Raw genomic sequence first — 25,532 nt, forward strand, 5'->3', positions numbered from 1 at the left:
GACGCGCTTACGCGTCAACGCCCCAGCGTTCGGCGATGGTGGCGGCAAGCTGCGGCGGTTCACCGGCGTCCTGCCCTGCGACCACCACGGCACTGGCCGCCGTCGGGTCGTAGCAGCCTACACCCACCTGACCGGCAACCCAGGCACCTGCAGCCGCCAGCGCAAGCACGGCATCCAGCTGGGCGGCGTCCGCGCCACTGAGCAGGACCACGCCACTATGCGCCGCCGGCAAGGCATCGATCTGGATCCCGGCGGTGTCGGCAATGAACTGCAGGCCGCCCTGGCTGGCGACGACGCCGACGTCGTCCGGCAGGATGTAGACCTGTCCGGCGTCCACCGGCTGTGCCACTTCAGCGAGGACCACCGGCAACGCAGATACACGCGCCATCTGCTTGACCAGATTGCCGTAGCGACCACCGTCCAGGCGCATGTGCACCAGGATCGCCGTGCTCAGCGCTTCGGGCAGCGCAGCGAGCAGACGACGCAGCGCGTCCGGCCCACCGATACCGGCCAGGACCAGCACAGCACCGGGGCATCCGCCCTCGATTCCCGTGTCGGGCTCAAGCTCGACCAGCGACAGCCGGTCGATATCGAAGCGCTCCGGTACGGCCTCGGCCGTTGATGCAGCCGGCGACGTTACGACGTGCTCGTCCACCAGCGACCAGCGGCTGTGATCGCCGATCGCGGTGACCGGCGCGACGACCGCGGCGACGTCAGCGGGCGGTGCCGCAGCGGGCATCGCGGGCGGGTACGGTTCGTCCTGGCTGGGCTGCAGCGCAGCCAGCGCGTCCTCCAGCGAGACCGGCTCGCGCAGGTCCTGCGGCGCCTGGTACAGGCCATCGGCGGGAACCTCAGGGGCGGCATCGGCGGCTTCGCGCAGGTGGAATTCCAGCGGCGCATCGGCATGCAGCTCGGCCGGAGTCACCGGCAGGCCTGGTTCGGGCTGCAGATGCTGGTCCTGCTCCGAGCCCGGCGGCAACACATCCTGATGGCCGTGCAGCTTGGCCACCAGATGCCGCGCCCAGCGTTGCGCCTCCCAGCCATCCCGACGCGCGGCCAGTTCGGCCTCATCGAAAATCAGGGTCAGCGATGGCGAGCCCAGCACCGGGTCCAACCGTTCAAGGGCATCCTCGATCGCCGGCTCCAGCGCGATCAGCACGGCACCGGGATCGGCGTCGCGCAGGGTCTGCAGTTCGAGCGTGTTCGGATCGTCCTCCAGCACCACCTGCGCGCCGGCATGATCCAGCGCTTCGCGCAGTCGGTCACGGGCCGCACCCGGACGGGCCAGCAGCGCGATCGTCAACAAGACGGGGCCATCACTCGCGGACACGGGCGATCCCCAGCAGGTCGTACACGTTGCGCATCAGATCCAGCTCCTGGTACGGCTTGCCCAGGTAGCGCTGGACACCGATTTCGAAGGCGCGCTGACGGTGCTTGTCGCCGCTGCGCGAGGTGATCATCACGATCGGCACCCCTTGGTAACGCGGGTCCGCGCGCATCACGCTGGCCAGCTCGTAGCCGTCCATGCGCGGCATCTCGATGTCCAGCAGCATCAGATCGGGCACGCGCTCTTCCAGGCGCTCCAGGGCTTCGATGCCATCGCGCGCGACGGTCACATCGAAGTTGTGGCGCTCCAGGATGCGGCCGGTGACCTTGCGCATGGTCAGCGAGTCATCGACCACCATCACCAGCGGTGCATCGCGGTCGCTGACCTGGGTGGTCGCGGCGATCGGCTTGTGCGGATTGGCGATGTAACGGCGCACCAGCGGCGCAACGTCGAGGATGACCACCACGCGGCCGTCGCCGGTGATCGTCGCACCGTAGATACCCGGCACCGAGGCGATCTGCAGACCGACTGGCTTGACCACGATTTCGCGGTTGCCGAGCACCTGGTCGATCGCCACCGCCACGCGCAGGTCGCCCGCACGCACCAGCAGCAGCGGCACCTGGGCCTGGCCTTCGGCACGGGCCTGGGCCTGGCCGATCAGCGTCCCCAGATCGTGCAGCGCGAACGCTTCGCCGCCGTAGTGGTAGTCGCCATCGGCGGTTTCAAAGCGCTCGCGCGAGATCCGGCCGATACCGCTGACCGAGGCCACCGGCACCGCGAACGTGGTGTCGCCGATCTGCACGAACACCGCCTGGGTGACGGCCAGCGTCTGCGGCAGGCGCAGGGTGAAGGTGACGCCCTGCCCGCGCACGGAGTGGATGTCCACCGAGCCGCCGAGCTGGCGCACTTCGTTGTGCACCACGTCCATGCCCACGCCACGGCCGGCCAGCTGGCTGACCTGGTCGGCGGTGCTGAAGCCGGGCGAGAAGATCATCGCGTCCAGTTCGGCATCGCCCAGCACCGCATCGGCGGCGATCAGGCCACGCTGTTCGGCACGGCGACGGATCGCCTCGCGGTCCAGCCCGGCGCCATCGTCGGCGACTTCCAGCACGATTTCCGAGCCTTCGCGGCGCAGGCGGATGGCGATTTCACCTTCCTCCGGCTTGCCGGCGGCACGGCGCTGTGCGGGGGTTTCCAGACCATGTGCCACCGAGTTGCGCAGCATGTGTTCCAGCGGCGCGACCATGCGGTCGAGCACGTTGCGGTCCAGTTCGCCGTGGGTCCCTTCCAGGGTGACGTGGACCTGCTTGCCGGTGTCCTGGCCCGCCTGCCGCACGACCCGGCGCAGGCGTGGTACGAGGCCATCGAACGGCACCATGCGCGCGCGCATCAGGCCGTCCTGCAGTTCCGAACTGACGCGCGACTGTTGTTGCAGCAGCACGTCGTACTGGCGCGAGAGGTCGTCCAGCACGCCCTGCAGGCCGCCCAGATCGGCGGCGGACTCGTTCAGGGCGCGGCTGAGCTGCTGCAGCGTGGAGAAGCGGTCCAGTTCCAGCGGGTCGAACTTGTGATCGGCCTGGTCCTGCTCACGCTGATAGCGCGCCACGATCTGCGCTTCGGTTTCCAGATCCAGGCGGCGCAGCTGATCGCGCAGACGGGCATTGGTGCGGTCCAGTTCGCCCATGGCGCCGCGGAAGGCACCGAGCTGCTGTTCCAGACGCGAACGGTAGATCGCCACTTCACCGGCATGATTGACCAGGCGGTCGAGCAGATCGGCGCGCACGCGCACCTGTTCCTGCTGCGGACGCGGCAGACCGTCGTCTTCGCTGACGGTCTCCAGCGGCACCGGTGCGGACAACGGGGCAGCGACGAGCGCGGCGATCGCTGCTTCGACCTTGGCGTCGCCGGAAGCAAGTGTCTGCTCGGCGGTCTCGATCTGCTCCGGCTCGGCACGGCCCTGGGTGCGCTGCTCGAAGGCGGCGATCAGGTCGTCCGGCATGGCCACGGTGCGGTGCTGCCCGGTCCGGGTCAGCAACTGGTGCAGACGATCGAAGCCACGCTCCAGCAGATGCACATCGCTGCGGTCGATATCGGTGCGGTTGGCTGCCACGGCTTCCAGCAGCGATTCGATGCCATGGCCAAGATCACCGATGGGATTGATGCCGGCCATGCGTGCGCCACCCTTGAGGGTGTGCAGGTCGCGCTGCAGGCCGGCGATGACGTCGCGGTCCTGTGGCGCGGCACGCAGTTCGCTGATCAGACCATCGCAATGGTCGAGCAGATCCTTGCCTTCTTCCACGAAGATGTCGACCAGTTCCTGATCGAGCTGGCTGAAATCGAGGGCATCACCTGCATCGAGTTCAACGTCATCGTCCGATGCCGCCGCCGCCGCCGCGAATGCGGTGTCGGCAGACTGCGGAACGGTGTTGACCGGCGCCGGCGCGTCTTCCAGTTCAAAGAAGCGCGCGGGTGCGGCGTCGGAGGGTTCACTGTCGTCCGCGTCTGCGGTATCGGTCGCTTCGAAGGCTTCGGCAAAGGCGTCCCCTTCCACCGGTGCGTCGACCGTGGCATCCAGACCGAGCACACCGTTGTCTTCGCCCGCGTCGGCATCCGGTGCATCGAGCACGGTCAGGCCGTCGTCGATGGCCTGCTGCGCATCCACCACCTCGCCGAAGACCGGCGGCGGTGGCAGGATGTCGTCCAGCGCCTGCGCGTCGTCGTCGTTCTCATCGCTGCTGTCGGTGTCGCGCCAGCCGTCGTTGGCGGCGTCGTCCACGGCGACCGCGTCGGCGCCAGTCGGCACAGCCCCGCTGCCGCCGGGGTGAGATGCATCGAGGGTTGTCTCGACGCTATCGGCGTCGGCGTCGGCGTCGGCAGCCGCTCCGGCAACGTCCTGTGGTTCGTCCGTCACGGCCGTCGTAGCACCCGGCTCCGGATCGGCCGCCAGCTCGGATGGGGTGAGGTGACCGAAGTACCGCGACAGATCTTCTGCGGAGGTGAGCTCCACGGCATCCAGACCGGCGTGCACCGCGTCCAGATCGGTCTCCTCGGCCGCGGTGTCGTGCGTGTTGTGAACTTCGTTGAGCACCGGCGACGCCGGCAACCCGGCATCGAAGTAGGCGGACAGATCATCGGTTCCAGTCAGTTCCGCCGCGACCAGCGCGTCGTCCGCCGTGGCCTCGACGTCGACGGCATCCCCGTCGACCAGGGTCAGGCCGTCGGCCTCGATCAGCGCCTGCTGCAGGTCGGCATCGGCAGCATCATCGATGCTTGCCAGAACCGGTGCCTGCACGTCGGCCGGCGCATGGTCAGCGGCGGCTTCTTCTGCAACGACAGCTTCTTCAGCAGCGATGGCTTGCTCAGCGTCGCTGGCCTCATCCGCAGCGTCGGCGTCCATGCCCGCAAGGTGATCGGCATCGGTCACGTCCAGGGCCGAGTCTTCCTCCTCCAGGTCCCGCTCGTCGTCGACCAGCGCCGGCCAGCGTGCTTCGGGCAGTGTGTCGGCCAGGGCGACCAACCGGGCAGCAAGTGCGCGCTGGACAGGCACGCGCGGTGCCTCGTCCTGCAGGGCCTCCATCGTGGTGGTGATCGCGGCACAGGTCTCCACCAGTGCCTGCAGACCCGCGTCGCTGGGCAGCGCATCGGCGGCCAGCGAACGCTTGATGTAACTCTCTGCCGCACCGGTGACCGCAGTGATCTCCGGGACGTCGGTCATGGCGAAGGCGCCATTCATGGTGTGCACCGCGCGCAGCAGGCCATCGGTGACCGGCTGCGGCGCGTCGGACGCGCTGTCCAACCATGCCTGCAGGGTGGCCTGGTGCACCTCGACCTCGGCTTCCAGGATCTCGCGCAGGACGCTGTCGATGTTGGCCGGGGTGCTTTCCACCACGGGCGCGGGCACGGGTGCAATATCGACTGCCACCGGATCCGGCATGGTCGCCACCGGCGCCACCGGGCGCTGCAGCGGAACATGGAAGGTCTCTTCGCCTGCGGCCACGCGATCGGCGATCGCCTGCATCGCCTGCAGGTCGGCGGTCACGCGGCTGCCATCACGCAGCGCAGCGTTGAGCTGCGGCAGGACGTCGTAGGCCTGCCCGACCAGCGCGACCACCGCCGGCGAGGCCGGACGGCTGCCGTCGAGCACGCGGTTGAGCATGCCCTCGATCTTCCAGCTGAATTCTCCCAGGGTGCGTGCACCGACCAGGCGACCACTGCCCTTGAGGGTATGGAACACGCGGCGGATCGGTCGCAGCCGGTCCATATTGTCCGGTGCGATGCGCCAGGCCGGAAGCAGGTTGCCCAGGTTCACCAACTCTTCGTCGAACTCTTCGATGAACACCTCGCGGATGTCCTGGTCGATGTTCTCGCCATCGTCCTCGAAGCCGGCCTCGATGCTGGTGTCCTCGGCGGTCACGGCAGCGACCTCGGCCACCAGGCCGGTGATCGGTGCCGCAACGGGATCGACACCCTCCGCGCGGAACTGCGCGGCGGCGGCATCCAGTTCGGCCAGGAATCGCACCGATTCGTCGTCCAGCTCAATCTTGCGGATCACCGCGTCCTGCACGCCCGAGGTCGGACGTGGCGCGGCCAACCCGTCGTCACTCTCGTCCGCAGATGCGACCGGGATGTCCTGAAGGAAGGTGGGAAGCGCCTGGACGTCTGCGTCGTCAGGCACCGATTCGGATGTCGATTCGGATTCGGCAACAGGTCCGGCGACAGGTTCGGCGTCGGCCGAACCCGAGTCGGCATCGTCGATCTGCAGCGACAACACGTCATCGGCGTTGTCCAGCCGCTCATCGAAGGTGAACTCGATCGGCTCGTCGCTCAGCTCCAGCGCCTCGTGCTCGGCTGCGACCGGATCGAACCCGGTCCCGTCCGCCACGAATGCAGGCATCTCCAGGAAGGTTGGATCGGCATCGTCGGTGCGTTCCGACGGCGTCGCATCGAGCTCGGTCTCGGCGGCGTCCGCCACCGGCGTGGACACCAAGGGAGGCACGCCCCACCCGCCACCGGCCGGGGCCTCGGCGATGACCGGATCGAAATGCGCGAAGGTCGGCAGTTCGTCCACATCGTTGTTGCCCGCCAGGGTCCACTGCGGCGCATCGGCCGCAATGGGCGCGGTCGACGCATCGAACACCAGCGCAGCCGGCGGGGCCACGGGCGTGGTGGCCGGCGGCTGCGGCGGCGGCGGCGGATCGAAGGTGAAGTCCGGCAGCGGCGGCGGCAGGTTGGCCGGGCGCGGCATCTCGGCGGTGACGCCCAGCGCGATCGGCTCGGCGACCGGCGCGTCCCACGGGGTCAGCTCGATGTGTTCCGGTGCCACCGGCAGTGCATCCGGCCCGGTATCAGCCGAGGGCTGGTTGGCATCCGGCAGCGGCCAGTAACGCAGGGTTTCCAGGCTGCTGCGGGTGATGTCCAGAATCTCGTCGCGGCCCGCGCGGCCTTCGCGCAGCGCTTCAAGGTAGTACTCCAGGCTGGCCATGGCATCGGCCAGGGTGTCGAGCTGGCGACCGCTCGGCACACGCTGCTTGCCCAGCAGTTCCACCGTGATGTACTGGCGCACGCCCTGCAGGTAGTCGGCCGGCACCGTCAGATCGAGCATGCGCAGCGCGCCGGCGACCTCGCCCAGCAGGCGCGGCACTTCCTGCAGCTGCTGGTGGTTCCAGTTGGTTTCGATGAAGGCGACGAAGTGCTCGCGCGCAGCGGCGAAGTTGGCGATTGCTTCATGCGCCAACACTTCCACCGTGCGCCGGTTTTCAGCCACGCTCGGGTCATCTTCGCCGCTGCCGACGGCGCCCAGATGGGCGACCTGGTCATCCAGCGAGGCATCCACGTAAAGCAGCGCGCCGGCGATATCCAGCAGCAGCGTTTCATCGATCTGCTGCACGCCCTGGACCACATCGCGCAGTGCGTCGCGCTGCTGCACGACCACGCCACGGGCCACGCCCAGGCCCATCATGCCCAGCGTGTCGGCCACCGCGCCCAGTTCGTTGACCTGGGTCTGCAGCTGCACCGGCTCGCCGCCGGTGCGCAGGTGCAGGTCCAGCGCATCCTTGATCCGCAGCAGCTCTTCCTTGACCGCGTTGCCGACGGTGTCGAGCAGCTCGCGGTTGCGCCCGCTCAGGCTGCCGCGCGCATGATCCAGCTCGGCCTCGGTGGCGCTCGCACTGTCCGGCGCGAAGGCGAACAGCACGCTTTCATTGATACCCGGCTCGGCGCGCGCCGAGCGGATGTCATTGAGCAGCGGCAGCAGCACGATCGGGATGTCGCGGTGACCGTTCTGCAGGCGCTCCAGGTAATCGGGCAGCAGCACGCTGCCACGCATCAGCGTGGCGCAGGCTTCATCACGATCGGGCACCTCACCGGCACCGATCGCATTGGCCAGCTGCTCCAGCTCCTCGGCCACCATCGCCGGGGCATACAGCTCGACCATGCGCAGGGTGCCCTGCACCTGGTGCAGGTAGCCGGCGCAGAAGCGCATGCGGCTGCCATCGGCAGGGTCTTCCACGTAGTACTCGACCTCGTTGCGCACCTGGCGCAGGGTCTCGTCCAGTTCCGGCTTGACCCAGCCCAGCGCAGCGTGGCTCATGGCATCGCGCAGCGTGCTCATGCCAGGTCTCCCGGCAGCTCGGCGCACATGGCGTGCGGTGATTTCTCGCGATGCATCATCTGCTTGTTCCTTCCCTCTCCGCCCTGCCCGCGGCTCACGCCGGCAGCTTGAAGTCGGCAACCGAGCGGCGCAGGTCGGCCGCCAGCTGTGCCAGGTGGCCGATCGACTCGGCGGTCTGTCCCGCGCCCTGCGAGGTCTGGCCGGTAATCTGACGGATCACGCCCATGGTGCGGGTGATGTCCGATGCCGCGGCCGACTGCTGCTGGGCAGCGATCGAGATGTTCTTGATGAGGTTGTTCAGTGCGTTGGAGACGCGCTCGATTTCGGTCAGCGCGGTACCGGCGTCTTCGGCCAGGCGTGCGCCGGACACCACTTCGGCGGTGGTCTGCTCCATCGAGCTGACCGCTTCGTTGGTATCGGCCTGAATGGCCTGCACCAGGTTTTCGATCCGGCGCGTCGCACCGGACGTACGCTCTGCCAGGCGCTGCACTTCGTCGGCCACGACTGCGAAACCGCGACCGGCCTCACCGGCCGAGGCGGCCTGCACCGCGGCGTTCAACGCCAGGATGTTGGTCTGCTCGGAAATGTCGTTGATCAATTCCACGATCGAGCCGATCTCCTGCGAGGATTCGCCCAGCCGCTTGATGCGCTTGGAGGTTTCCTGGATCTGGTCGCGGATCTGGTCCATGCCCTGGATCGTCTCGCGGACCACGCCGGCACCCTCGGCGGCGATCACCACCGAACGCTGTGCCACGTCGGCCGACTCGGCGGAGTTGCGCGACACCTGTTCGATGCTTGCCGCGATTTCGCCGATGCGGTCCGAGGCGGAGGTGATCTGGTTGGCCTGGTGGCCCGCCGCTTCTGCCAGCTGCATCGCCGTGGCCTGGGTTTCCTGGGTCGACACGGCAACCTTGGCCGAGGTGTCGTTGATCGTGGTCACCAGGTGGCGCAGTTCGTCCACGGCGTAGTTGATGGCGTCGGCGATGGCGCCGGTCATGTCCTCGGTCACCGAGGCCTTCACCGTCAGGTCGCCTTCACCCAGCGAGCTGATTTCATCCAGCAGCCGCATGATGGCCTGCTGGTTGCGGCTGTTGTACTCCACCTGGGTCTGGTAACGCAGTTCCTGCTCGCGCGAGCGGCTGCGCACGGTGCTGCCGACGAAGCCGACGATGGCGATCAACGAGAGCGCACCGGACACCACGCCCAGCCAGAAATTCGGGAACAGGCGGGTATCGCGCAGCGAGCCGAACGAAGAGAACGCCTCGAACAGCTTTTTGCTGTCGCGGAGCATGTCCGCCGAGCCGCCGGTCAGGGCGGCCGCCGAGGACTGCGCCGCGAACAGCTGGCGGGAACTGGCCAGGATCGCATCGGCGTCCTGCTTCATGGTGTCCCACTGCGCCTGCGACTGCTCCAGCGCAGCCAGCGCCGGGCCGTTGCGGACCGGGGCGATGCCCAGCTCGTCATTGCCGTTGCGCAGCGCATCCAGAATCTGGGTGAACACCACCGAGTCGCGGGCGAGCGCATCGCCCGCAGCGGCGGCATTGGCACCACCGGCACGCATTTCGGTCACGCGGCGGGCCATGGAGCCGACCACCACCACCTGCTGCAGCGCGTTGTAGACCTGCGAGGACGGCGCGCCACTGGCCGACATCGCACGGACCACTTCGTTCAGCTGCGCCTGCAGTGCGGGCACGCCGTTGACGAAATTGTTGGCGTTGCCCGCCAGGGCCAGCACCGCCGGTTCACTGGCGACCAGCTGGCCGGCGCTCTTGCCGAGCGGCTCCCAGGTGTTGATCAGCGCATCGAGCGGGCCGGCGACATTGGTCTCGGTACCGTAGCGGCCCTGCAGGGCGCTGACGGTGGTTTCGATGTCGGTCTTGGTCAACTTGAACGCGGTGAACGCCTGGGCGTTGCCCGAGACCGCTTCACGACCCTGGTTGGCCAGCTGCTGCGAGAGCACCTGCAGGTTCGCCGCATCGGTGCTCGCACTGGCCAGGCGACTGCCCTGCCAGGTCGCCACGCCGGTGTTGACGCCGAACACGATCATCGACACGGCCAGCAGGCCGAGCCAGAAATTGGTGCCCACCGAGCCGAGCTTGCCGGCCTTGGCGGATTCCGAAGCAGTACTCATCGTTCAACCTCGATCTTCAATACGGAGAGACAGGCGCCTGCGGTCAGGCCGCGGCCTGCCTGAATTCGGGGGTACGCGACAGCAGCGACAGCGAGAACACGCCCCAGTCATGACCATCGCCGTGGAAGGCGCGGTCGACGAAGTGCGCATAGCGGCCGGTGGCCAGATCGCCTGCGGCGGTGTCCTGGTCCTGCTCGAAGCTGCGCTGGCCGAACAGTTCATCGATGGTCAGCGCGACGTCGCCGCCGGCCTGGCGCATGATCAGCACGCGCTGGCCTTCCTGCTGCACGGTGCGCTCGCCTTCCAGGAAATACTTCAGGTCCACCACCGGGAACAGGTTGCCGCGCAGGTTGCCCACGCCCAGCAGCCACGGCTGCGCGCCCGGCACCGGGGTGATCGGCGGCATCGGGACGATTTCCACCACTTCACGGAAGTCCGAGACCAGCCGGCGCTTGCCGACCCGGTAGCCGACGCCACGCCACAGGTCCTGCGAAAACTGCCGCTCGGGCAGCTGCACCGCATGGGCCAGGCTGCGCCGCTCGTAAGCCTCGAGGATGTCGAAAGGAGAACGCATCACACCACCAACTGGTTGATCCGCGCGATCAGTTCCTCCTCGCGCGGCGGCTTGACGATGTAGTCGGCCGCCCCCTGGCGCAGCCCCCACGCCTTGTCGGTTTCCATCGCCTTGGTGCTGACGATGACCACCGGGATGTGCTTGATCGCCGCGTCGCGCGCCATCGCGCGGGTGGCCTGGAAGCCACTCATGCCCGGCAGCACCACGTCCATCAGCACCAGCTGTGGCGACTGCTCGCGCACGAGCTTGAGCCCGTCCTCGGCGTTGTCCGCTTCCAGGACTTCATGACCGGCCTTGGTCAACCACTGCGTGAACACCGCACGGTCGGTCGGTGAATCCTCGATCAGTACGATTCGAGCCATTGTGCCTTTCCCCCCTGGTCAGGCGTTGACGTATGTGCGGATGGCACCCAGCAGTTCTTCACGCGTGAATGGCTTGGTCAGGTACTGCTCCGAGCCGACGATGCGCCCCCGCGCCTTGTCGAACAGGCCGTCCTTGGACGACAGCATGATCACCGGCGTCGACTTGAACAGCTGGTTGCCCTTGATGAGCGCACAGGTCTGGTACCCGTCCAGGCGCGGCATCATGATGTCGACGAAGATGATCTGCGGCTGTTGGTCGGCGATCTTGGCCAACGCCTCGAAACCATCGGTCGCGGTCACCACCTCGCAGCCTTCGCGCTTGAGCAGTGTCTCCGCCGTCCTGCGTATGGTCTTCGAATCATCGATGACCATGACGCGTAGCCCTGCGAGTTCCCCACCCGCAGCCATGTATTCAGTCATTACCTTTCCCCAAGCGCGCGACGCGTGCACTGGTCCGGCGTCGCTGCGAAAGCGTATCTATATCCCAATACCGGCGCGCGCTTCAAGCATCCCCATCCCGGCCCCGCCGCGAGCGCCTCCCGCCGGCCCGGCGCCGGGCATTCTGCGCAAACCCGGGGGCGGCCCGCCGCCCGGCCGGACACTGCGTTGCGCTGCCCGGGGCAGGCATTGGGCGGCCATTGTCGCTACCATCATCGGCCTGCCCGCCAGGTTGCGACCATGCCGTTGAATGTCATCGTGGTGATGGACCCCATCGCCCATATCAAGATTGCCAAGGACACCACCTTCGCGATGCTGCTGGAAGCCCAGCGCCGCGGCCACGCCCTGCACTACGTCAGCCCCGGCGGGCTGGCCCTGCGCGACGGCCAGGCCATCGCCCGTACCGCCCCGCTGCAGGTGCGCGAGGACAAGAACGACTGGTTCACCCTGGGCGAGTTCAGCCAGACGGTCTTCGGCCCCGGCCAGGTCGTGCTGATGCGCAAGGACCCGCCGGTGGATGCCGAATTCATCTACGACACCCACGTGCTCAGCGTCGCCCAGCAGGCGGGGGCGATGGTGGTCAACGATCCGCAGGGCCTGCGCGACTACAACGAGAAGCTGGCCGCCCTGCTGTTCCCGCAGTGCTGCCCGCCGACCCTGGTCAGCCGCCGCAACGCCGACCTGAAGGCCTTCGTGCTTGAACACGGCCAAGCCGTGCTCAAGCCGCTGAACGGCATGGGCGGGCGCTCGATCTTCCGCAGCGGCACCGGCGACCCGAACCTCAATGTGATCCTGGAAACCCTGACCGACGGCGAGCGCACGCTGGCCCTGGCGCAGAAGTTCATCCCGGACATCACCGCCGGCGACAAGCGCATCCTGCTGGTCGATGGCGAGCCGGTGGACTACTGCCTGGCGCGGATTCCACAGGGCGACGAGTTCCGCGGCAACCTGGCGGCCGGTGGCCGTGGCGAAGGCCGCCCACTGAGCGAGCGCGACCGCTGGATCGCCGCCCAGGTCGGGCCGGAAATGAAGCGGCGCGGCATGCGCTTCGTCGGCCTGGATGTGATCGGCGATTACCTGACCGAAGTGAACGTCACCAGCCCGACCTGCGTGCGCGAGCTCGACGCCCAGTTCGGGCTGAACATCGCCGGCACCCTGTTCGACGCGATCGAGGCCGGCCTGCCGCGATGAGCGCCAGCGTCGTCCCGGCCCCGACGTGGCAGGCGCGCGAATCCCAGCGGCTGGGCGCGACCCTGACGCTGTCCGTGCTCGTACACGCGCTGCTGCTCCTCGGGGTCGGCTTTGCGGTGAGCGACAGCGCGCCACTGGTGCCGACCCTGGATGTGATCTTCAGCCAGACCCAGACCCCGCTGACGCCCAAGCAGGCCGACTTCCTGGCCCAGGCCAATCAGCAGGGCGGTGGCGACCACGACAAGGCGCAGCGCCCGCGCGACAACCAGGCCGGGATCGTGCCGCAGGCGCAGGCCGGGCTGTCGCCGGTCCCGCAGCAGCGTCAGGAGGCGGCCAGCGTGCCGCCGCCGCAGACCCGCGTGGTGAACAGCCGCAATGGGGCCGACACCGTCGCCGAGGCGCAGCCACAGCCGCTGCCCGAGCAACCCCGCCCGGATGCACCGATGACAGCCCGCGAGCAGCGCGATGTGGAGATGGCGCGGCTGGCCGCCGAAGTGCACCTGCGCTCGGCGCAGTACGCCAAACGCCCGAACCGCAAGTTCGTCTCGGCCAGTACCCGCGAATACGCCTATGCCAACTATCTGCGCGCGTGGGTCGACCGCGCCGAGCGCGTCGGCAATCTGAACTACCCCGATGAGGCACGCGCCCGCCGGCTCGGCGGGCAGGTGGTGATCACCGTCGGTGTGCGCCGCGATGGCACGGTCGAAAGTGCCCGCATCCTGCAGTCCAGCGGCACGCCGTTGCTGGATGAAACCGCGCTGCGCGTGATCACCCTGGCCCAGCCGTTCCCGCCCCTGCCCAAGACCGAGGATGCGATCGACATCCTGCAGGTGACCCGCACCTGGGTGTTCCTGCCCGGCGGCGAGCTGCGCGACGACCGCTGATCGTGCGCGGATCGCGCGCAGGGTCCAGCCCACGCATGGCGTGGCTCTACGAGAACGCCGCGCAGGTAGTGCCACGCCATGCGTGGCTGGGGCTTACGATGCGATGCGCAACTGGGCGCTACGAGGCGGCCTGCGTTACGAGGCCGCCTGCTTCGCCGCCCGCGCCGCCTGCTGTTCCACCAGGGTCAGTGCCACGTTGTTGCGCAGATACGCCGGCTCCACCAGCTCCGGTGCCACGCCCTCGCCGCGCTGGAACGCGGGCACTGCCAAGGCCAGCACGTCCGAGGCACGCGGCAGCGCCAGCGCGTCCACGCCGGTCAGTTGATCGGCCAACCGCGTTGCCAGCACGCCCTCGGCCGCGCCGAAGCCAGTCCCCACGCCGAACCAGCGCGTGCCTTCAGGCAACACGACCTGCTCCGGCGCGCACACGCTCTCCTCGCCCTGCAGTTGCCACTGCCCGTCAACGCGGATGTGGCGTGCGGCATAGACCTCGCCCATGCGCGCGTCGATGCTGGCCAGTACATGATCGGCCTCGGCCGGCGCACGCAGCGCCAGCGCCTGCAGGGTGGAGACCGCGATCAGCGGGCGGTCCAGCGCGAGGGCGATGCCCTGGGCGATGGCGATCGCCAGCCGCACCCCGGTGAACGCGCCCGGCCCCCGCCCCAACGCGATCGCATCCAGCTGCGAACGGGCCACCCCCGCCTCGGCCAGCAGCGCCTCGGCCCAGGGCAGGCTCAGTTCGGCGTGGCGGCGCGGGGCGATCTCGAAGCGCTCGCTGACCTGCCCATCCACATACAGGGCAACGGAACAGGCTTCGGTGGCGGTTTCAAAGGCGAGCAGTTTCATGGCGGTCAGAACAGGGAAGTGGGAAAGTCATCGGCAGGCTGCAGACGTACTACGGGCTGTGGTGATGCAGGCGCAGGTACAGACGCAGGGCCATCGACGGGCCATTGTGGCGCAAAGAAGGCCTGCACATCGGTCAGCGAACGGGTACGCCGGAACGGCGGCAGTGAATCCAGGAAGATCCGGCCATAGCCACGGCTGAGCAGGCGCGGATCACACAGCACCAGTACGCCGCGATCGGTTTCGCTGCGGATCAGGCGGCCCACCCCCTGTTTGAGCGCGATCACCGCCTGCGGCAACTGCTCATCGCGGAAGGGGTTGCCGCCGTCGCGGCGGATTGCATCCAGCCGCGCTTCGAACACCGGATCGTCCGGCGCGGCAAAGGGCAGCTTGTCGATCACTACCACGCTGAGTGCATCGCCCACCACGTCCACGCCTTCGCGGAAACTGGCCGAGCCCAGCAGGACGCCGTTGCCCGATTCACGGAAGCGCTGCAGCAGGGTCGCGCGCGGTGCCTCGCCCTGCACGAACAGCGGCCACGGTGCATCGCGCAGGGCCTCGGCCGCTTCGCGCAGTGCGCGGTGCGAGGCGAACAGCAGGAACGCACGGCCGTGCGAGGCCTCCAGTACCGGCGTCAGCGCGCGGATCAACGCGGTGCCAAAGCCGCGCGCGGCCGGATCGGGCAGATCGGTCGGCAGATAGCACAGCGCCTGTTGGGCCCAGTCGAACGGGCTGGGCTGCAGCAGGCTGACCGGATCATCCAGGCCCAGTCGTTGCGAAATATGCTCGAACCCCCCGTCCACGGTCAGCGTGGCCGAGGTGAATACCCAGGCCGCCATCGAGCGCTGGCGATGCTCGCGCAGCGGACCGGACACATCCATCGGCGTACGCTGGCAGCGGAAACCGCGTGGTGTCAGTTCATACCAGAGCACCTCCGCTGGCGGCGGCGCTTCGTCCGGATCGGTGTCGAAATCCAGCATCGGCGCATCGTCGCCCAGCCAGCGCGACAACCGCGAGACCGCTTCCATGGCGCGCGCATGGCAGGCATCCAGACCGGGTGACGCCTCGCGCACGCCGGCCAGCGCATCCCGCAGCTGCACCAGCGTACTCATCGCCGCATCGAAGCCATCGCGCACCTGCGGCACGGTCAGCGCCCGCCACTGGGTGCCGCGTGGCGGCAGGCCATCCATCGCCACGCGCAGGTCGCGCAGGGTCTGCTCCAATGCGGCCGCGGGCTCCTGCAGGGCGGCCTGCGCACCGGCCACGCTGCGGCTCTCGGCCAGGCAGTCGCGCGCCAGTTCCTGCCACGGGCGCATGCCGAAGCCTTCGCCGAAAAAGTTGGCCGCCAGTTCGGGCAGCTGGTGGGCCTCGTCGATCACGAACGCCTGCGCGCCCGGCAGGATCTCGCCGAAGCCTTCCTGCTTGAGCGCCAGATCGGCCAGCAGCAGGTGGTGGTTGACCACCACCACGTCGGCCGCCTGCGCCCGCTGCCGTGCCTGCACGACGAAGCAGTCATCCCAGAAGGGGCATTCGGTGCCCAGGCAGTTATCGACGGTGGAGGTCACCATCGGGTACAGCGGCGAGTCCTCCGGCAAGGCCTCCAGCTCGGCCATGTCGCCGTACTTCGTGCGCCCGGACCAGGCCAGGATGCGCTGGAACTGCGCGACCTGCTCAGGGGAACTGAAACGAGGTTCCCCCCGGGCCTGCTGCAGCCGATAGCGGCACAGATAATTGGCACGCCCCTTCAGCAGCGCACTGCTGTGGCCCACACCGAGCGCGGCCCGCACGCGCGGCAGATCGCGGTGATACAGCTGATCCTGCAGCGCGCGGGTACCGGTGGAGATGATGGTCTTCAGCCCGGACAGCAGCGCGGGCACCAGGTACGCATAGGTCTTGCCGGTGCCGGTGCCGGCCTCGGCCAGCAGCACGTCGCGCTGGTCGAACGCTTCGGCGATCGCCGCGGTCAGGCGCAGCTGGGCCGGGCGCGGAACGAAGGCATCGAGCTGGCTGGCGAGCGCACCGCCCTCACTGAGGGCATCGCGGCTGGCGTGGGCAAGTTGGGACATGACGCAATGATAAAGGGTGCCGACCGATGCCCGGCGCTACGCCGTCACGCATCCGACTGCATCGCCCACATCAGTAGCGCATGATCCCCGGCACCGTGCAGCCGTCCAGCTGGGCATGCGCCGAGGCCGCGTTTTCTTTCTCACCACGGGCCAGACGCGACTGTTCGATCGTCGCCCAATGGCGACGGCACAGCGGGCCGGTCTTGGAACCGAGTTCGACCGACTTGCGGGCGAACGTTTCCGCCGCCGCCCAATCGCCCTGCAGCAGGGCGATCTCGGCCCGGTCCTGCAGCACAGACGGATCCGAGGCCATGATCGCCAGCGCCTGATCCAGTGCCGCCGCAGCGCCGGTCAGATCGTTGGCCTGGCGACGGGCATGCGCGGCCTGGCGCAGGTCTTCCACCTCGCTGTCGCGCAGCGGCTGCACGGCCAGCTCTTTATCGTCATTGCCCGCGGCGGCATCCACAGCGGCCAGGCGCTGGGCCGGCGTGGTGGTGTCGACCGGCGCCTTCACGGCCGGTGGCGGAGTGACGCAGGCCGCCAGCGCGAGACACAGCGTGGCCAGCGACGCGGAACGGATCAGGAAACGGGTGGTCATGCAGGCAGGCCTCGATCAGGGTTGACGCGCGGGGGTGGCGGCCGGTGCATTCTGCGCCGGTTCGGGGGCGGGCTCCGGCTTTTTCTCAAGGCCGAACCAGCTGCGCCAGCCACCGCCTTCACTCTGTTCGCCGCCCTCGCCTTCCGGCAACGCGCTCGGCGCGGTGCACGGCACATAGGCCGGGGTGTAGCCGACCACGAACGGGAAGCGACGCGCGCCCGGGCAGGCTTCATCGGTGGTGGCCGTGCCGCTGGCCTCCACGTACTGCCAGTCCAGGCCCTTGTTGCTGACCTTCAGCGGCGAACTGGGCAGGCGCTGGAAAATGCCCGACCAGACCCGCATCGACCCGGTCGCGCCATACAGCCCGGCTTGTTCATTCTGGTCGTTGCCCATCCAGATCACGGCCAGATGGTCACCGGTGTAGCCGGCGTACCAGCTGTCGCGGCCGTCGTTGGTGGTGCCGGTCTTGCCCGCCGGCTGCAGGCGGCCCAGGCCGTCGGCGTTGAGGCGCTGCGCGGTACCGCTGACCACGACCTGCTGCAGACCGATGCTGATCAGGTTGGCGGCAATCGAGTCACCCTCCTGCGCCGGCGCCGGGGTCTTGTCGTAGCGCTTCATCAACTTGCCCTGCGGATCGAGCACGCCACGCACCGCGTGCAGCGGCTGGATCTCGCCCCCGGAGGCCAGGAACTGATACAGCTGGGCCATCGCATACGGGCTTTGATCCGTGGAGCCCAGGATCACCGCGGGATTGGGCTCGGCCTTGATGCCGGCCAGAACATGGATCAACTGCGTGACCCGCTCCGGTCCGACCTGCATGCCCACCCGGACCGTGGCCTGGTTGTAGGAATGGGCCAGCGCATCGATCAGGCGGACCGTACCGTGGCTGCGGTTGTCCGCATTGCCGGGCGACCACTGCTTCCCGCGGCTGAGCTGCACCGTCACCGGCGAATCATCGACCCAGCTGGACAGCGAGTAGCGGTCCGGCTGGGCCAGCGCCAGCAGATACACGAACGGCTTGAGCAGCGAGCCGACCGGGCGCTGCGCCTCGATGGCCCGGTTGAAGCCCGGTTCGGACACGTCACGGCTGCCGACGACGGCCAGCACATCACCGTTGTGCACGTCGGTCAGCACCAGGCCGGCCTGCAACGCGGGACGGCGCTTGCTTTCCAGTGATTTGATCGTCTTGGTGACCGCACCTTCGGCATAGGCCTGCGCCGAGGGCGCCATGCCGGTCATCACGCTCAGCCCGGCGCCCTGCAGCACCGACTCGGGGTAATCGTGGCCAAGCTGGCGACGGACCAGATCGACATACGCCGGGAAACGGTTGGCCGCGATCAGGCCCGGCGTCTTGGGCACGCCCAGCGGCGCATCGACCGCACGTTTGTACTCGGCATCATCGATCAGGTTGGCTTCGCGCAGCTTGCCCAGCACGAAGTTGCGGCGGTCCAGCGCGCGCTCGGGATTGCGGCGTGGATCGTAATACGACGGGCCCTTGACCAGGCCGATCAGCAGCGCGACGTGCTCGGTGTTGAGCGAGGCCAGATCACGCCCGAACCAGAACTCCGCGCCCGAGGACATGCCGTGGATGGCCTGGCTGCCACGCTGGCCCAGGTAGACCTGGTTGAGGTAGGCCTCCAGGATGGTGCGCTTGTCGTAGCGCGCTTCCATGATCAGCGCGTACAGCACCTCATTGAACTTGCGGGTGACGGTCTGCTCTTTGCCGATCCCGAGCAGGCCGCTGCGGGCCAGCTGCTGGGTCAGGGTCGAGGCGCCCTGGCGGCTCTGGCCACCGGAGCGAACCGTCACCCAGATCGCGCGGGCGATGCCGCTCAGATCAATGCCGTGGTGCCGGTTGAAGTCCTTGTCCTCCACCGCCTGCAGGCCGGTGACCAGCAGCTCGGGGGTCTCTTCGATCCGCACCAGCCGGCGCTCTTCCTGCTTCTGGCCGTACAGCGTGGCGATACGGGCCGGATCCAGGCGCGCGGCCTTCAGCGCCTTGCGGGTGTCGGGGTCACGCAGCGAAGCGATCGACCCGCCGGACAGGCTCAGCTCGACGCGGCGCGGGGCGACCCGGCCGTCAACGTCGTTGTAGCCACGGCTGGAGATGACGAAACGCCCCCCCTCCTGCGTGTACGTGGCCGGTGATTTCCCGATCCCGTCATCACGGTAGGCCGAGGCCGCCAGCTCGGTCTTGAGCGTGGCCGCATCCATCGCCACGCCGGGCGCCAGCGGCAGCGGGCGCGCATAGACACGCGTGGGAATCTGCCAGCGCAGCTCGCCGAAGCGCTGGGTGACCTGTTGGTTCAGGTACACCGTATAGGGGATCAGGAAGCCCAGCCCCAGCGCGACAGCCGCCATGCTCCAGGTGATCAACCGGCGCCGCCACAGCGGGCCGCGGCTTTCGGTGTCGTCTTCGAACTCGTCGATGTCGTCGGAATCGTAGCGTCGGGGCACGGGGATGCGAGAATATGGATTCCGGCGAGTCTAACGCAGCCACTGCGAGCGGCGCGTTCTCCCGGGTTCCCCCGCTTAAGCTGGAGTTGCAACGGGATGTCGATGTCCTTGGCCGATGCTCGCTATTTCCTGAACCGCATGCTTGGCCTGTTCCGTCGCAGTCTGGCCAGTCTGCGCACCCGGGGCTGGCGCGCGACCCTGCAGCGCATCCGGGTGCATACCCAGGCCGTGCCGACCCCGCGTGGCGCGCCGTTGTACCTGCCCGATGCCGTGCCCTTCTCGCCGTTCGCGCTGCCGGCCAGCGACCACCCGGTGGTCAGCATCATCATTCCGGTCTACAACCACGCTGCGCACACGCTGGCATGCCTGCGGGCGCTGGCCGCGCATCCGCCGCAGGTCGCGTGCGAGATCGTGGTGGTGGACGACGGCAGCAGCGATGAAACGACGGCCTGGATGCCGCAGATCAACGGCCTGCGCTATGAAGTGCGGGCAAGCAACGGCGGCTTCATCGAGACCTGCAATGATGGCGTGGCGCGTTCGCGTGGCCAGTACATCGTGCTGCTCAACAACGACACCGTGCCGCAGCTGGGCTGGCTGGATGCCCTGCTCGCGACCTTCGCGCGGGTGCCGCGCGCGGGCCTGGTCGGTTCACAGCTGCTCTATCCCGACGGTCGCCTGCAGGAATCGGGCGGCGTGATCTTCCAGGACGGCAGCGGCTGGAGCTATGGCCGCTTCGAGTCGCCCGAGGATCCCCGCTACAGCGCCCTGCGCGATGCCGACTACTGCTCCGGTGCGGCGGTGATGATCCCCCGCGCCCTGTGGGATGCGCTTGGCGGTTTCGATCTGCGCTACAAGCCGGCGTATTACGAAGATACCGATCTGGCGTTCGCGGTACGCGCCAGCGGCCACCGCGTGCTGGTGCAACCGGCCAGCCGCGTGGTGCATGACGAGGGCACCAGCAACGGCACCGATACCGGCAGCGGGATCAAGGCCTACCAGGTCCGCAACCGCAGCGTGTTCGCCGCCAAGTGGGCCGATGCACTGAAGGCGCAGCCGGCGGTCGGCAGCGTGCCCGCCCCGACCCTGCTGCACAGCGACCAGCGTCAGGTCCTGATCCTGGATGAAGAGGTGCCGCAGCCGGACCGCGACTCGGCCTCGCTGCGCCAGTACAACCTGATCCGCATGCTGCTCGAAGCGGGGGTCCACGTGGTGTTCGTGCCGACCCGGCGCGAGCACGGCGGCGCCGCCACCGAGGCGCTGCAGGCGCTGGGTGTGGAGGTCTGGTACGCACCCTACCTGGACGGTGTGGCGCCGTGGCTGCGCGCCAACGGCGCCCGCTTCGATGTGGTGATGATGGTGCGCTACCACGTCGCCCACGAATGCCTGCCGCTGCTGCGCAGCTTCGCGCCGCAGGCGCGCACCGTGTTCGACACCGTCGATCTGCATTACCTGCGCGAGCGGCGCGGCGCGGAGATCGCGGGGGACGCCGGGCTGCTGCGCAATGCCGAGCGCACCCGCGCGCGCGAACTGGCGGTGATGTCGCAGGTGGATGTGACCGTGCTGGTCAGCGCAGCCGAGCGTGAACAGCTTCGTGTGGATGCCCCGGGCGCGACGGTGGAACTGATCTCCAATCTGCATGAAGTGGCCGGTGCCGGACCGGACTGGGCCGAGCGTCGCGACCTGGTCTTCGTCGGCGGCTTCCGCCATCCGCCGAACCTGGATGCGATGCAGTGGTTCATCGGCGAGGTGTTCGCGCGGATCCGCGCGCAGCTGCCCGACATCCGTTTCCACTGCATCGGTGCAGCAGTGCCCGATGCCCTGCGCGAGCTGGCCGCCACCCAGCCGGGCGTGGAGATACACGGTTTCGTGCCGGACGTGGTGCCCTACATGGATGGCGTACGCATTGCCGTCGCGCCGCTGCGCTTTGGGGCCGGGGTCAAGGGCAAGGTCAATCTGAGCATGGCGCATGGCCAGCCGGTGGTCGCCACGACCTGTGGTGTCGAAGGCATGCACCTGCGCGATGGTGAGGATGTGCTGGTCGCCGATGATGCCGAGGCGTTCGCGCAGGCGGTGGTCCGGCTGTACCGGGACGAGGCCTTGTGGCGCAGGCTCTCCAGCGCCGGGCTGCAGAACATCGTGGACCACTTCTCACTCGATGCCGCGCGCACCACGGTGCAGCGGGTGTTCCTGGCCTAGCTCGCCGCCCCGCCGCCGGCGCTGCGCAGGCGCTCGGCGAATGCCGGCAACTCGGGCAGGTCCGGTTGCCAGCGGCGCGCCTGCATCAATGCCTGCTGCGCGAAGGCGATGTCGCCTGATCCCAGGCGCTCGCTGCCGATGGCCAGCCAGCGCTGCGCCAGCCGACGACGCGCGGCGGCCTGGCCGGCATCGTTGCTCGACAAGGTCTGCCAAGCATCCAGACAGGCGCCCGCCGCCAGCACACGATTCTCACGCAGCCGATCTTCGAAACACTGCCGGCTGGCCGGCAGCAGGCGCTGTGCGGCCGCCCGCACGCGCGGATCCTGTGGGGCGACCCCTTGCGCTTCACGCAGGGCATCGTACGCACTGCGACCGGGGGGATCCAGGAACTGTCCGGCGCCTTCCGCTTCGTCCAGACGCGCGAGCAGGCGCTGAAGGGTGCGTTCGCGCTGGGCCCGCGGCACCGCCGGGGTCGTCAACGCCGCCTGGGAACGGCGGGCCTGGTCGATCGTATGTTGCACCGTCTCGAGCGCACGCGTGGACGCCCCCAGCGCTTCGGCTGCCTGCAGCGACTGGCCGGCTTCGTCGAAACGGAAATTGCCGGCCTGGCGGGTCGCACGCATCAGCTGGGCGTCGGCGACCTGCAGCTGCCCACGGTGCGCGGCAGGATCATCGGGCACTGCCGAGAGCACCGCAGCGAAGGCCGCTGCCGCCGCCTCCAGCTTCTGCCGACGCAGTGCGGTCTCGCCGTCGCGCTGGCGGCGTTCCAGCGCATTGTTCACGGCCTCCTGGGTCGCCGGCAGGTCGACATGCCCTGCATCGAAACCACGGGCGCTGCGCACCAGCGCCGCCGCGCGTGCAACATCGCCACCCTCCGCTGCAGTGCGTGCCTGCTGCAGGAGATCGGACAGCGCATCCTCACGCCCTTCCAGCGCGCGCAGTTGGTTGGGCATCAGCGCCAGCACCTGCTGGAACAGCGGCAACGCGCTGTCCGGGCTGCCATCGAGTCGTTGTGCCTGAAGCGCGGCTTCGGCACGGCCGAGCAACGCGCCGATCCCGGCGCGTGCCTGATCACGCTCGCGAAGCTGCTGGGCCAGCGCATCGGCATCGCGTTGCGGCACCTGCAGGTCGCGGGCCAGCGCCAGGGCGGCGCTCGCTGCGGCATGATCGCCGTGGTTCAGCGCATCGTGCGCCTGTTGCAACGCCGCCTGGCCGGTCCGTGCGAGTCCGGCACGCGCCTGCAGCCGATCATTGTCCAGCGCCAACGCCGCCTGGTACGACTCGCGCGCACCACTACCGTCCGGGAGCGTCAGTTTTCCCGCGGCCAACGCACGATCGCCCTGATCGAGCAGCTGCTCGATCTGCGGCTCGTTCCAGAACCAGTTGGCCAAGGGCCGCCGCAGCAACGCCAGGCTGACGAACAGCAGCACCGCCACCAGCGCCGCCCAGCGCCAGATGCGGCGGGCGTGGCGCGCCTGCAGCCACCACCAGCGGCCCTCGCGGCGTACCCGCCGCAGCGCCTCGTGCGCGGCGTCATGCCTGTCATCGTCCCGGCTCATGCCGCGAGCCTAGCGTGGGGCACGTGAGGTCAGCCTAGACGCCGGGCTTCGCTGACGCCGGGCAGCGCGTCCAGCTTGCCCAGCAGGGTGGAGAGCTGCCCGTAATCGCTGACCTTCAGGCGCAGGCGCAGATGTGCCCGGCCACTGTTGCGGACGTTGTCGCTGTGGATGTCCAGCACGTAGGCATCCTCCTGCGCGATCAGGTTGGTGATGTCCTTCAGCAGCCAGCGCCGGTCGACCGCATCGACCACGACGTCCACTTCGTAGCCGCCGCCGGCCTGGCCCCACTCCACTGGCAGGATGCGCTGCGGACTGGCCGCCGCCAGCCGCGCCAGCGCGGCGCAATCGGTGCGATGCACGGTGACGCCACGGGCGCGGGTCAGGTAGCCCACGATCGGCTCACCAGCCACGGGCTGGCAGCACCGGGCGAGCTGCACCAGCAGATTGCCCACGCCCTGGACGGTGAAGTTGGCGCTGCGCACGCTGTCGCGCCGCGCCGTCGGGCGCGGCAGGGCGGGCACCGCCGGCTGGCTGGCGGCACGCTCGGCTTCCAGCAGCGTGCGGCTGACCTGGTTCGGCCCGGTGTCGCCCAAGGCCACCTGGATGTAGAGATCATCGACGCTGTCGGCGTGGAACTTCTTCACGGCGATGGTCAGATCGGCGTGCTGCAGGCCGAGGCGCTTGAGCTCCCGTTCGAGCAGTTCGCGACCGGCCTGCACGTTACGCGCCCGGTCCAGCTTGTGGAACCAGCCGCGCACCTTGTCACGCGAGCGGTTGCTGGCCAGGAAACCGCCGGAGGCGAGCAGCCAGTCGCGGCGCGGGTCGGCCTCTTTGCCGGTCAGGATCTCGACGCGGTCGCCGCTGCGCAGGCGGTAGGTCAGCGGCACGATGCGGCCATTGACCTTCGCCCCGCGGCAGCGATGCCCGACCATCGTATGCACATGGTAGGCAAAATCCAGCGGCGTGGCGCCCTGCGGCAGGTCCATCACCTCGTCCTTGGGGCTGAGCGCGTAGACCCGGTCTTCGGTCAGCTCGGCATCCAGCGCGCCGGCCAGTTCGCCGGCATGGCCCTCCTGGGATTGCTCCAGCAGCTGACGCATCCAGGTGATCTTTCGATCAAACGCCTTCTCCGCACCCTTGCTGCCTTCCTTGTAGCGCCAATGCGCGGCGACACCCAGCTCGGCCTGGGCGTGCATGTCATGGGTACGGATCTGCACTTCGATGGTGCGCCCTTCCGGACCGACCACGGCGGTATGCAGCGAGCGGTAGTCGTTGGCCTTGGGCCGCGCGATGTAATCATCGAATTCGCTCGGCACCGGCGCCCACAGCGCATGCACCACGCCCAACGCGGCGTAGCAGGCGGCCACGTCGTCGACCATCACGCGTACCGCCCGGATGTCATACAGCTGCTCGAAGGCCAGACGCTTCTTCTGCATCTTCCGCCAGATGCTGTAGATGTGCTTCGGGCGACCGCTGACCTCGGCGCGGATGCCCTGCGCCAACAACTCACGCGAGAGCGCCTTCTTGACGCCCTCGACATAGCGCTCGCGGGCCAGACGGGTTTCATCGACCTCACGCGCGATGCGACGGTAGGTTTCCGGCTCCAGGTGACGGAACGCCAGATCTTCCAGCTCCCACTTCAATTGCCAGATGCCGAGCCGGTTGGCCAGCGGCGCGTGGATGTCGCGGGTGAGCTGGGCCAGCGCGCGGCGCTCTTCTTCGGGCAGCCGATCGGCACCGCGCATGCGGGCCAGCTGGCGGGCGAGCAGGATCGGCACGACGCGCAGGTCGCGGATGATCGACAGCAGCAGGCGTCGCAGGCCTTCGCTGTTGCGCCCGGCCTCGCGCCCGGCGTGCAGCGCCCAGACCTGGTCGGCCGCATCCTGCCCATCGAGCAGGCCGACGATCACCGGCTTGAGCGCACCCAGCGGCAGCGCATCCATCCCCGCACGCAGCCACGGCAAGTCGAACAACAGCGTGGCCAGCAGCGCCGACTCGTCGGCAGAGAGCAGCGAGAGTGCATCGAGGGTGTCGGCCAGCACCGGCCAACCCACGCGCATGTCCGGATCGGCCTCGGGCAACTGCCAGCGCTGCAGCAACGCCTCACGCAGTTCAGGCGGCAGCGAGGCCACCGAGGGACGGTTCAACAAGGCATCCAGGCCGGGGGCAGAAGCGCGGTTCACAGCATCGTACAGACAAGATAGAGGCCACCTACACTAGCGCCGCAGCGCCCCCCCTACAATCGCCGTCGCCTGCATGTGCACATGCCGGGGCGCTGGCACTACACTGCGGCCAT

Annotated in this window: 15 protein-coding genes; 3 read left to right on the top strand and 12 right to left on the bottom strand. The window is 68.6% G+C overall.

Annotated features, from left to right (window positions below; translation table 11 throughout):
- Positions 1 to 7: 7 nt before the first annotated feature.
- The 6 genes from ABE463_RS15195 to pilG all read right to left on the bottom strand — a co-directional run bounded on the left by ABE463_RS15195 (position 8) and on the right by pilG (position 11,424).
- Complete coding sequence (locus ABE463_RS15195) at positions 8 to 1,330, bottom strand: chemotaxis protein CheB (RefSeq protein WP_346468723.1); 1,323 nt, start codon at positions 1,328 to 1,330, stop codon at positions 8 to 10.
- Positions 1,317 to 7,937, bottom strand: coding sequence for an Hpt domain-containing protein (locus ABE463_RS15200; protein WP_346468724.1), 6,621 nt, complete (start codon positions 7,935 to 7,937; stop codon positions 1,317 to 1,319). Before ABE463_RS15200 ends, ABE463_RS15195 begins: the two co-directional genes overlap by 14 nt.
- Before the next feature lie 94 nt (positions 7,938 to 8,031).
- Positions 8,032 to 10,068, bottom strand: coding sequence for a methyl-accepting chemotaxis protein (locus ABE463_RS15205; protein WP_259259437.1), 2,037 nt, complete (start codon positions 10,066 to 10,068; stop codon positions 8,032 to 8,034).
- A gap of 43 nt (positions 10,069 to 10,111) precedes the next feature.
- Positions 10,112 to 10,642 carry a chemotaxis protein CheW gene (locus ABE463_RS15210; protein WP_259259436.1) on the bottom strand — a complete coding sequence of 177 codons (531 nt, stop codon included), beginning with the start codon at positions 10,640 to 10,642 and terminating at the stop codon, positions 10,112 to 10,114.
- A complete protein-coding gene (locus ABE463_RS15215) occupies positions 10,642 to 11,004 on the bottom strand; it encodes a response regulator (protein ID WP_123730426.1) in 363 nt (120 codons plus the stop codon). The genes ABE463_RS15210 and ABE463_RS15215 overlap by 1 nt, the downstream gene beginning before the upstream one ends.
- An 18-nt stretch (positions 11,005 to 11,022) precedes the next feature.
- Positions 11,023 to 11,424 (bottom strand): twitching motility response regulator PilG, encoded by a 402-nt coding sequence (gene pilG / locus ABE463_RS15220; protein ID WP_121039045.1) that lies wholly within the window; start codon positions 11,422 to 11,424, stop codon positions 11,023 to 11,025.
- A 258-nt stretch (positions 11,425 to 11,682) separates the two neighbouring features.
- Between pilG and gshB the strand changes: the two genes are divergently transcribed.
- Together gshB and ABE463_RS15230 are read left to right on the top strand one after the other, a co-directional pair.
- Positions 11,683 to 12,633: a glutathione synthase gene (gshB, locus tag ABE463_RS15225; protein ID WP_346468725.1), complete on the top strand. Its 951-nt coding sequence runs from the start codon at positions 11,683 to 11,685 to the stop codon at positions 12,631 to 12,633.
- A complete protein-coding gene (locus tag ABE463_RS15230) occupies positions 12,630 to 13,517 on the top strand; it encodes an energy transducer TonB (protein ID WP_346468726.1) in 888 nt (295 codons plus the stop codon). Before gshB ends, ABE463_RS15230 begins: the two co-directional genes overlap by 4 nt.
- Before the next feature lie 135 nt (positions 13,518 to 13,652).
- Here ABE463_RS15230 and tsaB read toward each other — a convergent pair whose 3' ends face one another.
- From tsaB to mrcB, 4 genes are all read right to left on the bottom strand, one after another.
- A complete protein-coding gene (tsaB, locus tag ABE463_RS15235) occupies positions 13,653 to 14,363 on the bottom strand; it encodes a tRNA (adenosine(37)-N6)-threonylcarbamoyltransferase complex dimerization subunit type 1 TsaB (protein ID WP_346468727.1) in 711 nt (236 codons plus the stop codon).
- Positions 14,364 to 14,368: 5 nt separating this feature from the next.
- Positions 14,369 to 16,426, bottom strand: coding sequence for an ATP-dependent DNA helicase (locus ABE463_RS15240; protein ID WP_346468728.1), 2,058 nt, complete (start codon positions 16,424 to 16,426; stop codon positions 14,369 to 14,371).
- Positions 16,427 to 16,496: 70 nt separating this feature from the next.
- Positions 16,497 to 17,024, bottom strand: coding sequence for a hypothetical protein (locus ABE463_RS15245; protein WP_346468729.1), 528 nt, complete (start codon positions 17,022 to 17,024; stop codon positions 16,497 to 16,499).
- Between the two features lie 15 nt (positions 17,025 to 17,039).
- Positions 17,040 to 19,481 (bottom strand): penicillin-binding protein 1B, encoded by a 2,442-nt coding sequence (mrcB, locus tag ABE463_RS15250; RefSeq protein WP_346468730.1) that lies wholly within the window; start codon positions 19,479 to 19,481, stop codon positions 17,040 to 17,042.
- 96 nt (positions 19,482 to 19,577) lie between these two features.
- Between mrcB and ABE463_RS15255 the strand changes: the two genes are divergently transcribed.
- Positions 19,578 to 21,677 carry a glycosyltransferase gene (locus ABE463_RS15255; RefSeq protein ID WP_346468731.1) on the top strand — a complete coding sequence of 700 codons (2,100 nt, stop codon included), beginning with the start codon at positions 19,578 to 19,580 and terminating at the stop codon, positions 21,675 to 21,677.
- On the opposite strand, the gene ABE463_RS15260 is transcribed toward ABE463_RS15255, so the two are convergent.
- The gene (locus ABE463_RS15260) at positions 21,674 to 23,236 is read right to left on the bottom strand and encodes a hypothetical protein (RefSeq protein ID WP_346468732.1); all 1,563 of its coding nucleotides are present in this window, start codon (positions 23,234 to 23,236) and stop codon (positions 21,674 to 21,676) included. The genes ABE463_RS15255 and ABE463_RS15260 overlap by 4 nt on opposite strands.
- 29 nt (positions 23,237 to 23,265) lie before the next feature.
- Complete coding sequence (locus ABE463_RS15265) at positions 23,266 to 25,419, bottom strand: bifunctional (p)ppGpp synthetase/guanosine-3',5'-bis(diphosphate) 3'-pyrophosphohydrolase (RefSeq protein WP_346468733.1); 2,154 nt, start codon at positions 25,417 to 25,419, stop codon at positions 23,266 to 23,268.
- Positions 25,420 to 25,532: the final 113 nt, after the last annotated feature.

The organism is Stenotrophomonas sp. TWI819, assembly GCF_039673075.1.
Classification (GTDB): Bacteria; Pseudomonadota; Gammaproteobacteria; order Xanthomonadales; family Xanthomonadaceae; genus Stenotrophomonas; species Stenotrophomonas rhizophila_B.

What these genes read in the sequence shown, in the direction of transcription:
- ABE463_RS15200 (WP_346468724.1), bottom strand. Translation starts at nt 7,937, where the DNA reads ATGAGCACGCTGCGCGATGCCATGAGCCACGCTGCGCTGGGCTGGGTC.
- ABE463_RS15245 (WP_346468729.1), bottom strand. Translation starts at nt 17,024, where the DNA reads ATGACCACCCGTTTCCTGATCCGTTCCGCGTCGCTGGCCACGCTGTGT.
- pilG (WP_121039045.1), bottom strand. Translation starts at nt 11,424, where the DNA reads ATGACTGAATACATGGCTGCGGGTGGGGAACTCGCAGGGCTACGCGTC.
- ABE463_RS15240 (WP_346468728.1), bottom strand. Translation starts at nt 16,426, where the DNA reads ATGTCCCAACTTGCCCACGCCAGCCGCGATGCCCTCAGTGAGGGCGGT.
- ABE463_RS15215 (WP_123730426.1), bottom strand. Translation starts at nt 11,004, where the DNA reads ATGGCTCGAATCGTACTGATCGAGGATTCACCGACCGACCGTGCGGTG.
- gshB (WP_346468725.1), top strand. Translation starts at nt 11,683, where the DNA reads ATGCCGTTGAATGTCATCGTGGTGATGGACCCCATCGCCCATATCAAG.
- ABE463_RS15260 (WP_346468732.1), bottom strand. Translation starts at nt 23,236, where the DNA reads ATGAGCCGGGACGATGACAGGCATGACGCCGCGCACGAGGCGCTGCGG.
- ABE463_RS15205 (WP_259259437.1), bottom strand. Translation starts at nt 10,068, where the DNA reads ATGAGTACTGCTTCGGAATCCGCCAAGGCCGGCAAGCTCGGCTCGGTG.
- ABE463_RS15230 (WP_346468726.1), top strand. Translation starts at nt 12,630, where the DNA reads ATGAGCGCCAGCGTCGTCCCGGCCCCGACGTGGCAGGCGCGCGAATCC.
- tsaB (WP_346468727.1), bottom strand. Translation starts at nt 14,363, where the DNA reads ATGAAACTGCTCGCCTTTGAAACCGCCACCGAAGCCTGTTCCGTTGCC.
- ABE463_RS15210 (WP_259259436.1), bottom strand. Translation starts at nt 10,642, where the DNA reads ATGCGTTCTCCTTTCGACATCCTCGAGGCTTACGAGCGGCGCAGCCTG.
- ABE463_RS15255 (WP_346468731.1), top strand. Translation starts at nt 19,578, where the DNA reads ATGTCGATGTCCTTGGCCGATGCTCGCTATTTCCTGAACCGCATGCTT.